This is a genomic window from Pseudobacter ginsenosidimutans, assembly GCF_007970185.1.
Classification (GTDB): Bacteria; Bacteroidota; Bacteroidia; order Chitinophagales; family Chitinophagaceae; genus Pseudobacter; species Pseudobacter ginsenosidimutans.
Genome location: NZ_CP042431.1, coordinates 2494260 through 2509407, shown reverse-complemented (window position 1 = coordinate 2509407; position 15148 = coordinate 2494260). Strand labels below are relative to the sequence as shown.

Sequence of the window (15148 nt, the reverse complement as noted above, 5' to 3'; positions counted from 1 at the left end):
CTGATCTATTTAACCAGGTTATGCAACCTTATGGTGCGAATGCCAAAACGTGGAGCGGACACTGTAAAAATGGTTCCATTTTTTGCATTTTTTGTTTGAATTGTTTTGAGGATCGATCCATCCAGGTTTTCCAATGTTACATGTTTTACAGGTACAGATAAATATACTGTTGCCGTGGAATCTGAAGCTGCAGCATTGTAGAAGCGCATCAACAGGTCCTTTCCGTGTATGGTCATGGAACTGAGCTCCCATCCGGGTTTGCTTACATGCAGAAAATGTTTCAACTCAGCAGAGCCGGCACTTGCCAGCAATGGTTCGGCCAGCTTCACTCTTTCCGCTTCAAGCTGTGCCTGCTCCCATAAACCTTTATGCGGCAACAATGAATAGTTGATACTAGTTGGACCGTTTACGGTATAATCCCTACCCCATAATCCCCTGCCGGAATATTGCACCACAAGTCCGGGTGGATGATTGTTGCCATGTACATAAGCGCCGGTATGATCCGTGAAGAGCGCTATTCCATATTTCTCTTTTTCGTCTGCGATATCAATCCAGTGCAGTATTACATTATTCCTGATACTGTCCCACCTGTTGAAGTATGTATGATCGAGCCGGCTGGCTGTAACATCAAAGGGCGCATTCTTGTGAATGGTTTGTGAGGAAAGGTTCACAGGGAATGACAACAATAGTTTCTGACTATCGTCATAAAATGCTTTCCGGTATTCTTCTGCTTTATAATCCTGCTGTTTGTAATTGCTGCCTATTGCAATATTTTTTTGCCAGAGGATCTTCAAGGCGCAATCGATGCGTGGTTCGCCCTGCATGAGAGTGATGGTTTGATGAAAAGCCTGTCCTGCAATAGTTCCACTGATCTTTACCTTCACGCGCAGCGGGCCATTCTCGATGATGGTCACTGTTGCTGGCCGCGATGCAGTACTGAGCTGGCCTCCATCATCATAAAAATTCCCTTGCAGGGTATTGAAAGATGGTGAACCCTCAGCGATCCATTCTTTCTGCTGCCATTGTTTGCTGATCAGGCTGCTGATAGCGCCTCCGGCTTTGGGATCGATGGTCAGGCGATAGAGATCAGTCTCCAGTACTATTACCCCATCACGTTGTTCAGCCGATGCTCCTTTTAGATGATCAGGTTTTCTGTTTGAGAATTGCCAGGTCTGTGCACCAGCCGCAGGCACCGAGGCTTTGAACAGCAATTCCTTCTTTCCATTTTTTTCGTTGGTGGCCCATTGCACGGGCAGTAATTGTTTGCCTGACTGAACAGCAAGGGCCTTCGAATCTTCCTCAGCAGAAACACTGATCAGTTCCTGCCGGTGGATGGCAGTTGTATTGAAAACAGCGATACTGTTGGAAGCAGCGCTGGTGAGCGCTTTCCTGGCTGCTGTGCTGATGCTGTCGCAGATATTTTCAGTTACCATTGTCCAGTTACGTACTTTGTCTGCCCATGTATCCCCGTGATCGCCATTGTAAGGAACGATCCAGCAATCGTGGTGCTGCGCCAACAAGAGATTTTCCCATGCCTGATCGAAAGCTGACTGCGGCCATGCGAAACCTGACCTGACCGCCGCCATACTTGCCAGCTTCTCAGTGGCCACCAGCTTGTCTTCCGCGCTCCGCACCTGTTGCGCGATGCGTTGCAATACCTGCGATCCCCAAACAAGGCTCACCAGGATATCTTCCTGCGATACCTTCCAGTTGGTTGCCAGCGAATGGTCGGCAATCTTTTCAAAATATTCTTTCCAGGTGGTGTACTGAATTCCATTTTTATTGCCGATCCAGGGTCCATTCTTCCAGCCTGCATCCTGCAAACACATTCCTACAGGATGCTTCACACCATATTGCAGGGCTGATTGAACATAATCCCTGCCACTGTTCCAGGCAGTGGTTTGCCAGGTTGATCCTTTCACCAGTTCCTCTGTGGCATATCTCGGAACGGTAAGGATGCTGCTGCCATCCGGCCCGATCCAGTTTACGAGCTCTCCGCCATGTGCACGGGTATAGCCACCCCAACAGGTGTTCGGATTCTTCAGTGAAGCATATTTAAAACCGAACGACTTCAGCACCTGCGGCAGGGCGCTGGTAAAACAGGGCTCTTCAGTTGAGTAGGTAGTAAAGCCGATGCCGGGAAAATGTTCCCTTAGTTTTTTTATGCCATAACTGAATTGCCTGATCATGCTTTCGCCGGAACCCATGAACAAATAGCTTTGCCCAAATCCCGGGTTCACGTATTCAATGCGATCACCGGCTGCGATCATCGATCTCAATTTCCGGTAGGCAGCTGTATCATCAGCTCTCACTGCATCCCAGGTGACGGGTTCAATTTCCAGGTTGATCTTCCAGGCAGGATGCTGCTGAAGCTGGCCGATAATGAAATTCGTATACCCTTTGGGGTAATGACCCCAGATGCCACCATGATAGCCATCGATGAACCATGATTGCTGCGCCTGCACCGAAAGGCTACTCCCGGTGATCAAACATGCCAGGAGTAGCCCCGAAATAATTTTACGTATACCCATTAATGTTACTTAAAGATCAAAGGATCAGTTCAACATCCTGATCTCACAATGCCTGTTCTTCGGTTGATTGATGGTATAGATGGTGCTCACCAATACTTCTATCTGTTTTTGCCAGGCTTCGCGGATAGCAGGCATGCGACTCTTCGAGTAGTTATCGAGATTGCCCCTGATCCATCCATTCTCTTTCCCCAGCTCCTGCAGCAATGCCATCGAATTCACATCGTCTTTATTCAAGCGCCCATGCTCTTTGAGGATATTGAATTCAACCCAGGCATGCTGACGGAATTTGCGCTCCAGCTCCCAGCGTTCTTCATTCAACAACATCACGGCAGTGGCCTGCTGGTATTGGGGAGTACGACTGATCCCGGCCAGGTTGATACCTTCAGCCCATTGAGCGCCGGTGAAACTTCCAACCGTATCCTTATCGATCAGCAATAAATATTTTTTATCGGCCTGCAATCCTTTTACTGTAAACATTTCATGGTTGAACTCTTTGGTGAAATCCACGAGGTTCACTACTTCAGACTGCCTGGTGGTAGCGCCCCAGCCGCGCGGCACTGTGTCCAGCGGATAAGGCAATGCTTTTGCCAGGTAATCGAATTGAATCCTGCCATTGGTAACTGCAAGATTGGTAACAGCACTATTGGTGGCGCGTTGGATCTTTTTCTGATTTGCATCCACCACAACATCTGCCACTTCCTTATTGGCGAAGCCCTGGGCTTTCAGGAAAATATATGCCATCACCATATGCCCATCCTGACCCGGATGAACACGGTCTCCGCCACAAATGGTAAAAGTGGAATCGTTTTGCTGGAACTGCTGGTTGATAGCAGTCATTGGGCGGTTGAAATCTACAAATGCCCAGTTGTTCTTTTTGGCGGCTGCTTCCTGGAACTCCGCCACTTTCAGCATCGCTTTGCTTTTCCCGGGATAATAATTGCCTTTCCCCTTAGTGGTTTCATCATAGGGAGAAGAGCTCATGAGTATTTTACGAACGGAGGGCAAGGCCTTCAGTTTCTTTTCTATCTGCTGATAGCTTTCGAAAGATGTCTGAACAGCTTTGGCGGCCATTTCATCGGCGCCTGGTTGCAGGTATTCCATGTACCTGGTATCGTTCATCCCGAAAGTGAGTGCAATAGCAGTGGGCTTCTTAGGCAGTATATCGCCATCGAAGCGGCCCAGGATCTGCGCCGCTACATCTCCACCGATCCCGGCATTGAAAATATCGATGCGCTGATCGGGGAATCTCGTCATGTAATAGAGCCAGATATAGGAATGATAATGGCCACCATCTGTAATACTGTTCCCTGCAAATACCACGCGGTCGCCTTTCCTGAAAGGCGCCACCTGGGCCTGTGCGGCAATGCCGCCAAGCGATGCCAGAAGTACGAATGCTTTTTTAAGGATGTTGTTCATGTGCCTAAAAATTATTTTTCTACAATCCGATCTGGATACCAAGGTTCACTACACGCTGGTTAAGATAGGAATCTCCCATGGAACCACTGGCCACTTCAGGATCCTGTTGGTATTTCTTGTAGTTGGTCCAGGTAAAAAGATTATAACCGCTCAGGTAGAACCTCGCATTGTTCAGGCGCAGTGGCAACCATTTATCAGGTAACTGGTAACTGAGCTCAACTGTTTTCAAACGGATATAATGTGCATCGATGAGCCAGAAATCTGACATGTAATTGCTGCCGCTATTCACGCTGCCTGCATCGGTAGTGAGGCGCGGAAACAGGGGATCGTTTGGATTATCGGGTGTCCATCGCTGTAAGTGAATGGGCTGGAACTGGCTTTTGAATGGTTCGATGCCACTGCCGATGATGCTGAAACTGTAATCGTATGCGCCCTGGAAAAGGATATTCATGCTGAATCCCTTGTAACGGGCGCCCAGCGTGAGCCCTACGTTGGTGGTATGCAGGTTGGGCTTACCGATGGCCGTCATATCATTTTGATCGATGAGCATATCGCCATTGAGGTCGGCATATTTGAGGTCGCCGGGTTTGACAGCCCCGGTGATGGGCTTTGCACTTTTCTCGATATCTGCATCATTCTGATAAAAGCCGATGAATTTATAACCAAAGGGCTGGTTGATGGGATGACCGGTTGCGGCCAGCCAGGGATAACGCTGCGCGGCTTCATCGCGGTACAATACTTTGTTCTTTGCAAATGAGAAAGTGGGTGTGATATTGAATTGCACTTCTCCGATCTTGTCCTGGTAAGTGGCAATCAGCTCCCATCCCTTGTTCTGGACGCGGCCGATATTCACTGGCGCTGTACCGATGCCAAGTACATTGGGCACAGAGCCGCGGTAAACCAGCTGATCGATGCGGAGATCGCGGAAATACTCCAGGGTGAACGACAGCTTATCATTCCACATATTCACATCCAGTGCATAGTTCTGCGATTTCTTCTTCTCCCATGTCACATTGCTGTTACCGAGCATGCCTTCGCGGATGCCATTGCTGATGCCGGGTGTTTCACCGAAAGAATAATTGCCTCCGGGAATATATACCTGCTCATAGATATAACGATTACCATCAACCGCATCAGATCCTACCATACCGTAGCCGGCACGGACCTTGAACAATTTAATGCCGGGGAACAGTTTCTCGAAGAACGGCTCTGCTGCTATGTTCCAGCCTGCGGACACTGCGGGGAACAATCCATAACGCTTGCTGCCTGCAAACCGGTCGGAGCCATTATATCCCAGGTTCACATCCAGCAAATATTTCCGCTGGAAGTTGTAGCCTGCAGAAAGACTATACCCCCTGAAGTTTTCCGCCACTCTTTCCTTGAATGTGTAACTGTTTTGATTGAACAATACCATACCGCGCACCTGGTGATCACCAAAAATGCGATCGTAATTCAGGATGGCCTGGAGGTTGACGCGTTTATCTGATATATCGCTGCCGGCGCTCACTGCGTAAGTGGGCATGCTGTAACGGCCACGGGGATCGATATTATACTGCCCGGTAGCAGCATCGTAATGATAGCTGGGCGGCAGGTCGCGCAGGAGTTTGCGCCATACATCCCAGGTGCTTGCATAAGCCACCCGGCCGGTCAAAGACAGTCCACGCAATACTGCATCCAGTTTTTGCGTACCTCCCAGCAGGATGTTCAGGTCGTTCTGTTTGGTGCGTGTATATCCTGAAAGGGCCAGCCTTGCATTGAGTGTGGGCAGGCTCTCTTTGGTATTGTAGGCGTAGGCGTAACTGCCATTGGGATTTATGAAGGGAGCGGCATAGGGAGTGATCTTATCGAAATTGTAGATCTCTTCCATGATATTGCTGGTGTTGGGCGTATTGATCATGCCGAATCTACCGGTCACATCCAGTCGAAGACTCAGTGTTTTTGTGGCCTGGATATCGAGGTTGGTGCGGAAATTGAAGCGACGGAAAAAATAGTTGGTATTCAAATGCTCTCCTCCTGCTTTTGAAAAATCCCTGATGGATCCGTTTTGTGTGAGCGCGCCGAAAGAAGTGAAATATTTCACGGTATTGTTACCACCTGAAATATCCACGTTGGTATTGGCCTGGAGCGAAAAATCCCTGAAGATGGCATCGTACCAGTTCACATCGGGATGACCATAGGGATCTTCCCCGCTCTTGAACAATTCGATATCATTCTTTGTGAAGAGTGGCTGCAGTCCGTCATTATTGCGCGCTTCATTCACGAGCAGTGTTGTCTGATAAGCATTGAGGAACTCCGGTTTCACGGTTGGCACCTGCCCACCTGCCTCTGTACGCACGTTGATACGGGGCTTGCCTGATTGTCCGCGGCGCGTGGTCACCACCAGTACACCATTGGCGCCTTTGATACCATAGATGGCTGTTGTGCTGGCATCTTTGAGGATGGAAATACTTTCGATCTCATTCACGTTGATCTGAGCCAGCTGCACATATGTGTATTCGATATCATCCACAATGATGAGTGGTTTGTTCCCTTCTGCATTGAGCGAGCTCACTCCACGGATAAAATAATCGGCGGCATCACGGCCTGGCTGTCCTGATCTTTGTTGTGAAAAGAAACCGGGCAGTCTTCCGGAGAGGGCATTCTGTACATTGGCTGTAGGTACCAGTCTGATCTCTTCTGCTTTGATGGTGCTTACTGAACCGGTGTTGGTGATACGTTGTTTTTTTCCGAAGCCTACCACAATTACATCTTCCATGGCGTTCCGGCTTGCCTGCAATACCACTTCCACATCGCTGAGGCCGCGTACATTCACTTCCTGCTGCACATAGCCAACATTGGAGACGATGATAGTATTTGACTTCCCGCGCAGCGTGATGCTGAACCGGCCATTGGAGTTGGCGGATACGCCATTGGCTGCAACGCCTTTTTCAGTGATGCTCGCACTGGTCACCGGGCCATTGTCGTCTTTCACAACACCTGTAACAGTGCGTTGCGCCAGCGTGAGCATTGGTATCAGCAGGATGCCCAATATAAGCCCTATGGAGATCTTGTTCATAAACATGAATTAGCAATGGTTAGATTATTCCCAGCCGGGATTTTGTTTCATTTGAGGGTTCTTCGCCACTTCATCATAGCGCACAGGAAAGAGGTACATCGCAGGCGCACGGAATTTTGCAGCCAGTACCTGCGTGATGGTATAGGTTCTTGCGCCGCTGCTGCTCACGTCTATGCGCATCCCATGGAGCGGGCTGTTCATTACCTGTTCAGCGATCTTCCAGCGACGGATATCCCAGAAACGGTGTTCTTCAAAAGCCAGTTCCACCCGGCGCTCATTGCGGATCAATTGGCGCATTGCTTCTTTTGTGAGGCCTGCCGGCAATTGGAAGGGATTGAGGCCGGCACGTTCTCGGATCGCCTGCACAGCATTGTACACATCCTGGCCGGGGCCTGCATACTCGTTTTGCGCTTCCGCAAAATTCAGCAGCACTTCTGCATACCGGAACAACATCACAGGATGCGGGATATCGCTGTAACCTGTTTGTGATTCATAAGCTCCCATGAACTTGCGCATGTAATAACCACTGCGTGTTTGTTGTACGTTGGTATTCGGTTTGTCGAGCCCGCCTTCATAAGTTTGCACGCTCCTGTTGAGCCACTGCGCCCCGTTGTAGAATATCGTATAGGTGAGCCGGGGATCCCGGTTGGCATAAGGGAAATTGGGATCATAGCCGGAGGCAGGATCGGTGATGGGCAGGCCATTGCCCATAGGGAAGGCATCCACCAGTTCCTGGGTGGGGCTGGTGCGTCCCTGTGATACCGCCGATGCATAACCGATAGGTGCATTGTTGGTTTCCACATTCTTGTTGTTGCCGCTTAGTTTGGCAAAGATCACTTCCCGGTTGCCGGGCGTAATGAAGATCTTTTTGAATTCAGTTTGCAAACTGAATTTGTTATAATCGATAAGGTCCTTGCTGGCTTCGGCTGCCAGCTTCCATCTTTCTGCATCGTAATTGGTGTAACCGGTGAGCGGATTGCCTGCTTCGATATTACCCCCGTTGAAAAGCGGACTGGCAGCATACAACAGCGTTCTGGCTTTGAGGGCCATCACTGCGCCTTTGGTTACATAGCCGTAACGTGAATCCTCGATGGGGTCCTGCCAGCTACTGTCAACCGCCTTATCACATTCAGACACGATATAGTTCACTACTTCTTCAAAACTATTCCTGGGCAGGGCCAGGTCATCGTTCACCTGTCTCACCTCATCTCCCATCAACGGTACACCGCCATAGCGTTTCAGCAATTCAAAATATGAGTAGGCCCTGATGAAACGCGCTTCGGCCCTCCAGGCTTTTTTTGCAGAACTGCCATCGGCCATTTTGATATTGAGCGGTACTTTATGAAAGTTGTTGAGGAATAAACTGGCTTTGCGGATATTGCTGTAACAGGTATTCCACTGATCATCGGGATTGTTGATGGAATTGAAACTGCCTGTGGACAGCCTTTGTACATCGGTTGCTCCGGTGGCGGATGAAATGGCATCATCGGAGCCTGCGTCCAGCAGATCATTGCCCAGCCTGTTGTATCCTTCCGGCAGGAATTTGTACAATGCTCCCAGAAATCCCCGGGCTTTCACACCCAGTGAATCTTCCACATCCCATACATATTCTTCGGTGAATTGTTCCAGCGGAACATCTTCCCAGGTCTTTTTGCAACTGGCGGCAGTGATCAGCAGCAGGCCGGCTGCCAGTGCAATGATGGTATATTTTCTATCTTGACAAACCATAGTCTGTGTGCTTATAATTTGATATTGATACCTGTATTGATCACTCTCTGGATCGGATACTCCTTACCGCTCACTTCGGGATCTACCCTTTCGAACTCTGCCCAGGTGACCAGGTTCTGCGCATTCACGAAAACCCGTACAGCGCCCAGTTTCAGCCTTCTGGTCAATTGATACGGTAATGTATAGCCGATCTCGATATTCTTCAGCCTGATATAATCTGCAGAATGTTGCCAGAAAGTAGTGTTCATGATATGGTTATTCGCATTGGCGCCATAGGTCAGGCGGGGATAGGTGGCGGTATTGGCTGTTTCGGGCGTCCAGCGGCCGAGATGGTGATTGTAGAGCGTACCATTACGGTTCATGGCGCCGAACTCGAATTCGGTTTCCCAGGAGTTGAGGTACATCTTCCTGTTTTGCACGCCCTGGAAGAGTATGCTGAAGTTGAAACCCTTGTACTGGAAGCCGCCGGTGATGCCATAGAACACGATGGGCTTGTTGCCGTCGATATTGGTTTCATCAAACTGGTCGATGAGCTTATCGCCATTAAGATCCCTGTATTTGATATCACCGGGCTGCAGGGTATAACCGGCAACAGTAGCCGAATTCTCTGCCTCTTCCTGGGTTTGGATGAACCCGTCAGCGATATACCCGAAATTGGCGCCCGGCATATTGCCGGTTCTTACATTCCAGGGATAGCGGCGACCGATCTCATCCATGAACAATGATTTTGAATGCGCAATGCTGGCATTGGCGGTAAGGAAATAATTGAAGTCGCGGAGATGGTCCTGCCAGGTTACTGTGAGCTCCGTTCCGGAGAACCGGTTACGGCCGATATTCTCTGCAGGATAACTGTTACCGATCAGCGCAATATTGCGGCCACGCACCTGCATGAGACCGAAATACTCATCACGGTAATACTCAGCCGACAATTGCAGTCGGTTGTGCAGCACAGCAATGTCTACGCCCAGATTCAGCTTATGCGCTTTTTCCGGTTCTGCATTCACATTCACCAATGGTCTTTCCAGTACGCCATTGAGCGGCACATTGGTAGTGCCCCAGCCATAGCTCTGGAACTCGTCCTGGAATGCGGGCCTCCAGGTGAAGTAGCCCATATTGGCATTTCCGGTGAGCCCGTAGTTCAAGCGCCACTTGAAAGTATTGAGCCAGGGAAGATGATCTTTTATGAAAGATTCTTTCGCCATATTCCATCCCAGTCCGGCAGCATAGAAAAAGAAGAAACGGTTGCCGGGCCTGTAGCGGTCGTACCCACTGTAAGTACCTGCTGCTTCCGCCATATATTTCTCCTCAAAGGTGTAGGCCACTTTTGCTGCGATATTGGTGTATTTGGAAGGGAGGTCGAAATTGTAAGTGGTCTGCAACTGATCGAAGAGGGTCATCGCTTCGATATTGTGCGCCCCAATCTGCTTTGAATAACCCAGAGATGCCTGGTAGAACCACGACTGCCCGCTGGAAGTGATATCGAAATTATTCACCTGGTTGGTGATATTTCCATAACGCGAATAGCTGGTATCCGATCCGTTCACGTTCATCTGGAAAACCGGGCTTTGCTTGCTCCGGTTGATCATAGACGATGTGAGCACAGAAACATTGGCCTTTCCCTTGAACCAGAGACCGGGCACCCAGTTATCGAGCTTGTAGGTAACATCAACGGTTGACAGTAATTCTTTATCGTTGTTAAGGATATATCCGGAATTGGCCAGTTGTGCATAGAGATTGGTCTGGTATTTTGTGGTGCCGCCGAAACTGCCATTGGGATTCAATACCGGGTAGGCATTGTTGGGCAGGAGCAGCATGTTCTGATAGATGTTCTGGTAGCCGGCCCCGGGCTGGTTACCATCCTGGATCCGTCCAAAGATCTGCAGGGCCACATTGAGGTTCTTGTTGAGATCAACATCCACTTTCGTATTGATGAGGTAGCGCTTTAATTGAAGTAATGTATTGTAACTGTTATTGCCTCCTTCCCTGAACATACCCTGTTGATCTGTATAGTTCAGTCCCACGAGATAACGCGCTACATTTGATCCGCCAGAGATATTGAGCGAATAGCGGCTGAGCATGGAATGTTTGTTCAGCATTTCATCCTGCCATTTCACATTGGGATAGCGATAAGGATCGCTGCCATTGCGGTATGCTTCGATATCTTCTTTGGTATATACGGGCGCCTGACCACTGTTCACAAGGGCCTCGTTCAGCAGGTAGGCATACTGGTAAGAGGGTAAGGGTTCCGGCAGGCCAATTGGCGATTGCACGCCTGTTTGTGCCGTGAAAGAGATATGTGGCGCACCCTGCAGGGGTTTCTTTGTTGTAACCAGCAATACGCCGCGAGAACTTTTTTGCCCGAGCAGGATGCTGGAAAGCGCATCTTTCTGAACAGAGATGGACTCGATGGTTTCAGGGTCAAGCGCAAAAATGTCCCGCTGAATACCATCGATCACCGTCACGGGATTTTGACCGCGCAATGAGAGGAACATTTCATTATTATCGGTTGAGCTGGTAGCTCCGATCAGGGATTGATTGGGAATATTGAAGAGCAGTTCACCCTGGGTAATGGGAGAAGAAGACAATCCTCCCCAGCCATTCCCCTGTTTGGTGAAGAGACCGGCCAGTCTTCCCGGTAATGCATATGCGTAAAGTGATGAAGGCGTAGTGGTCAACTGATCATTATATACAGTAGCTGTAGCGCCCAATGCAGTGATGCTGTTCTTCTCACCGTACAACACGCGTATTCTATTGCCGGGCGTTCTTCCAATCTGCACCAGGGTATCTGTTATGGAACCGGCAGCTGAAGCTGACAAAGGCAATGGCCTGAGCGTTAATCTCACAATCTGATCAGCTCCCTCTTCTACTATTGTTTCCGCTATCAGGAAGGATGGATGCGTGACCAGGAGCAGGTTACCCGGACGGGCATCGATCTCATACAAACCTTCTGAATTGGAGAATACATAAGCGCCTGACTGGCTCACGGTAATGCGGGCGCCTGCCAGCGGATGACCGTAATTGTCCAGCACTTTGCCTTTGATGGCAGCAGCGGCCGATTGCGCTCTCACTGCTGCAGGCAGCAACAGGAGCAGGAAGCAGCAAACCGTGAAGATATTTTTACAATACCTGGCAGACATATTATTTGATTTAGCGATGGTAGTTTGGTTAAGACCTCTGGGATTACTGGCAATTGAATCTGAAAACAAATGGATCGCCGGTATTTCCTTGCTTCAATACTTTGATAGTGCCGGTTACGTCTGTGTAGTAGTATTCCATTCTATCGAGCGTCTGATCTTCCCGCAGGTTGAAGTAACTGCGCGGCCACAGATCGATCCTCCATTTCTTTCCTCCCAATTGCGTGAGTGCGGATACAGGTTGCTGGCTGCATACCTCAATCATTTCATTATTGGTGGTATATGCTTTGGCACAGAGGAAAACCTTGTCGGCGCCGCTGAGATCAGTGGCAATGGCATCTTCATCATACTTGAGTGTGATGATATCATTGTCGGTGGCGGAAGAAGGCTGCACAGCGCTGATCTGCGGACTGCAGAAATCGATCAGTTCGCCAAGTCCATCGGTTACTTCGAGACAATCGGTGAACCATTTTCCATAGAATTTAGGTTCACTCAGTTCCTGTCCGCTGCTGGCGCTAAAGTAGCCGAGTTTCACGCGAAGGTTCTCCGGTCCGGCTTTCACTTTGATGGTAACGGTGGCATTGATCTCGGCAATATCGCTCATATCATAGGCAATGTCTGATTGAAATACCACCCACTCCACATCATTGATATAATTACCGCCGATGCCTACACGCTCCATGATGGCTTCCGGCCATTTCTGACTGGAACTTAAAGGGGTTGCATTGGCGGGTACAGGGCTCATGGTGCCATTGGCGAATGAGCTGGTGTAATACATGCGCATGTTCTCGCGCGCGTTCCAGCTTTTCGGGGCCATGAACCCGATAATGAGACGGCTCTGCGGCTGGGTCCAGTAGGGATCCATCCAGGCCTTCACCTCAATGGTGAGTGTATCGCCTGCCTTTACTGTATTGGGATGTGTTACGCCGCGGATCTCGATACAACTGGCCACCACAATGGCTACTACCAGCGTAAGGTAGAAGAGCTGCTTGAAATTCTTTTTCCGGAGCAATCGTTTCATGTTGCAGGGTTTATGCTATTGCAGTGGTTCAAGAGTGTATTCGTATTTATTTTGCTGGCAGCCGGGACTGAAAATCAGCACCAGGTTCCGTTTTCCTTTTACAACGGGATAGCGGAACCCGGGCTTCAGTGCATTCCCGCCATCGGGTGTGAAGGAAAGTTCCATAGGGTACTGCGGATCGTCGAATTGCCATTTGCCATTTTTATTTATCAGAAATGGTACGGGATTATCGATCGTATAAGCGTCCTGTGTGAAGTTGATCCGGAAGGATGTGAAGTTGAAACGGTTCGTCATGTCTTCACCATTGCGGATCACTTTCACGATCTTCCAGGCGCCGGTGAGCGGTTTATTGGATTCCGTGAAGTGCATTTCTTTTTCTTTCTGACAGGCAACGGTCAACAGCGTTATCACCGTCATCACTGCCATCAGTATGCTTATCCATTTTTTCATGGGAAAATTGATTTGATGTTTTACCAACCGGGGTTTTGTAAAAGTTCAGGTGATTTGGAAAGCTCTCCCTGCGGCAACGGCCAGAGGTACATGGCATCGCGGAAAACATGCGGGCGTACATTGATGGTCTGGTAAGAATAGGATCCGCCATTCTTCGTGATCTCCGTACCGTGCATGGTTTTGTTGTCTGTTTGCGGCGCGATCTTCCAGCGACGCACATCCCAGAATCTGTGTTCTTCAAAAGCCAGTTCGATCCTGCGTTCTGCCTGAATGGCTGTGCGCATCTGGTCTTTCGTAAGCCCAGCAGGCAACTGGTAAGGATCCAGCCCTGCGCGTTTGCGGATGGCTTCTACAGCTGCATACACTTCCGGAACGGCTCCATCGGCTTCATTCAGTGCTTCTGCGTAATTGAGCAGGATCTCTGCATATCGGATCAGCGGAAAGCATCGTTCGGTTTCGGTGAAGTTGTTGGGCACCACATCTTCCTGCAACATCTTATTGATGTAGAAACCGGTATTGGTGCCGATATAGATCGCGTCCTGCGGCATTCCTACGTATGTATATACTGGTTGTTTGGGTCCATTGTTGATCCACACCAGTGATTCATTATGAATAATGGAATAATTGAATCGTGGATCACGGTTATCGTAGGGATGCGTGGGATCATATCCGGAACCGGCTTCGGTAATGGCTTTACCATTGCGCATCGGGAAGGCATCGGCCATTTCTTTGGTAGGATTGGCGCCATCGCCTGCACTACGGCTGGGTGGCAGCCACATACCTTCCAGCTCACGGTTCTTGTTGCGCATGCCCTGCAGGATATGTTCATCATTCTTTCGAAGCGTGAAGAGTTTGTAGAAGCCATAACCGGGCGCAGTGGAATTATCTTCATTGAGTTTATACAGATTCAGGTCCATCACTTCTTTGGCGGCAGCAGCAGCCAGCCTCCAGCGTTCAGGGTCTGCTGTGGGATAACCGGTGATGGAACGCAGTGGTTCTTCGGTGGCGATTTGTGCGCCATTGAAAAGTGGACTGGCTGCGTACAACAACACGCGGGCCTTCAATGCACGTGCCGCGCCGGAAGTGATCCTTCCATAATTGTTGCTGAACTGGGTTGGCAACAGATCAGGCATGGCCGTGTTCAACTCAGAAACGATATAATTGATACAGTCTTCAAAACTCCTGCGTTCAACCCGGATAGGGGAATCCCCTGTATAGATAGTATCACCAACAAGCGGCACACCGCCATAATGTTTCACCAGGTTGAAATAATACCAGGCCCGGAGAAAACGCGCTTCTGCTTTGGCGTTAGTCTTCAGTGCATTTGCAAAGGGGGAGACAGGAAGATATTTGAAGAATACATTCACACGGCGGATATTGGCGTAGGATGTGTTCCAGGCATCGCCCACCACCCAGGCATTGGAATTGATGCTGCCTGCAGCCCACTGGATATAAGCGCTGGAACTGTTGGAGCCAGGGCCTTCAGCCTCATCGGAAGCGGATTCCAGGCCCGCGCCGCCGAAGCGGAATGGATTGAAGCTATAAGCAATATCAGCATAGATGCCCGTGAGGAACTCCATGGTGCGGGCACTGTCGGAGAATACAGATCTTTCCGTTAGATCTGAAGTGGCTGTTTTGTCAAGGAAATCACCTTTATTGCAGGCAACGGCCATGGCAAGCACAGCAACGCAGGCAGTAATTTTCAATTTTGTCATAAGCAAGCTATGATTCGTATTTATATGTCACCTGTGCGAAGCGATACCGCCATCGGTAAAAAAAAGAAGCCGGGAGGCGAGCGATTGCCGGCACCCGG

The 15148-nt window shown here is 49.5% G+C and carries 8 protein-coding genes; all 8 read right to left on the bottom strand.

What is annotated here, in order from left to right; all coding sequences use genetic code 11:
* Positions 1 to 5 precede the first annotated feature (5 nt).
* A complete protein-coding gene (locus FSB84_RS10290) occupies positions 6 to 2489 on the bottom strand; it encodes a glycoside hydrolase family 38 C-terminal domain-containing protein (RefSeq protein WP_225980041.1) in 2484 nt (827 codons plus the stop codon).
* Between the two features lie 66 nt (positions 2490 to 2555).
* Entirely contained in the window at positions 2556 to 3947 is a 1392-nt protein-coding gene (locus tag FSB84_RS10285; protein ID WP_130541645.1) for an SGNH/GDSL hydrolase family protein, read from the bottom strand.
* Between the two features lie 19 nt (positions 3948 to 3966).
* A complete protein-coding gene (locus tag FSB84_RS10280) occupies positions 3967 to 7002 on the bottom strand; it encodes a SusC/RagA family TonB-linked outer membrane protein (protein WP_130541646.1) in 3036 nt (1011 codons plus the stop codon).
* 24 nt (positions 7003 to 7026) lie between these two features.
* Positions 7027 to 8730 (bottom strand): RagB/SusD family nutrient uptake outer membrane protein, encoded by a 1704-nt coding sequence (locus FSB84_RS10275; RefSeq protein ID WP_130541647.1) that lies wholly within the window; start codon positions 8728 to 8730, stop codon positions 7027 to 7029.
* 11 nt (positions 8731 to 8741) lie between these two features.
* Positions 8742 to 11867 (bottom strand): SusC/RagA family TonB-linked outer membrane protein, encoded by a 3126-nt coding sequence (locus tag FSB84_RS10270; RefSeq protein ID WP_130541648.1) that lies wholly within the window; start codon positions 11865 to 11867, stop codon positions 8742 to 8744.
* A gap of 43 nt (positions 11868 to 11910) precedes the next feature.
* On the bottom strand, positions 11911 to 12885 hold the full coding sequence (locus FSB84_RS10265; RefSeq protein WP_130541649.1) for a DUF4961 domain-containing protein: 975 nt from the start codon (positions 12883 to 12885) through the stop codon (positions 11911 to 11913).
* 15 nt (positions 12886 to 12900) lie between these two features.
* Complete coding sequence (locus tag FSB84_RS10260) at positions 12901 to 13335, bottom strand: DUF5004 domain-containing protein (protein ID WP_130541650.1); 435 nt, start codon at positions 13333 to 13335, stop codon at positions 12901 to 12903.
* 20 nt (positions 13336 to 13355) lie between these two features.
* Entirely contained in the window at positions 13356 to 15050 is a 1695-nt protein-coding gene (locus FSB84_RS10255) for a RagB/SusD family nutrient uptake outer membrane protein (protein ID WP_130541651.1), read from the bottom strand.
* Between the last annotated feature and the right edge of the window lie 98 nt (positions 15051 to 15148).

What these genes read in the sequence shown, in the direction of transcription:
- FSB84_RS10285 (WP_130541645.1), bottom strand. Translation starts at nt 3,947, where the DNA reads ATGAACAACATCCTTAAAAAAGCATTCGTACTTCTGGCATCGCTTGGC.
- FSB84_RS10265 (WP_130541649.1), bottom strand. Translation starts at nt 12,885, where the DNA reads ATGAAACGATTGCTCCGGAAAAAGAATTTCAAGCAGCTCTTCTACCTT.
- FSB84_RS10280 (WP_130541646.1), bottom strand. Translation starts at nt 7,002, where the DNA reads ATGAACAAGATCTCCATAGGGCTTATATTGGGCATCCTGCTGATACCA.
- FSB84_RS10255 (WP_130541651.1), bottom strand. Translation starts at nt 15,050, where the DNA reads ATGACAAAATTGAAAATTACTGCCTGCGTTGCTGTGCTTGCCATGGCC.
- FSB84_RS10260 (WP_130541650.1), bottom strand. Translation starts at nt 13,335, where the DNA reads ATGAAAAAATGGATAAGCATACTGATGGCAGTGATGACGGTGATAACG.
- FSB84_RS10270 (WP_130541648.1), bottom strand. Translation starts at nt 11,867, where the DNA reads ATGTCTGCCAGGTATTGTAAAAATATCTTCACGGTTTGCTGCTTCCTG.
- FSB84_RS10275 (WP_130541647.1), bottom strand. Translation starts at nt 8,730, where the DNA reads ATGGTTTGTCAAGATAGAAAATATACCATCATTGCACTGGCAGCCGGC.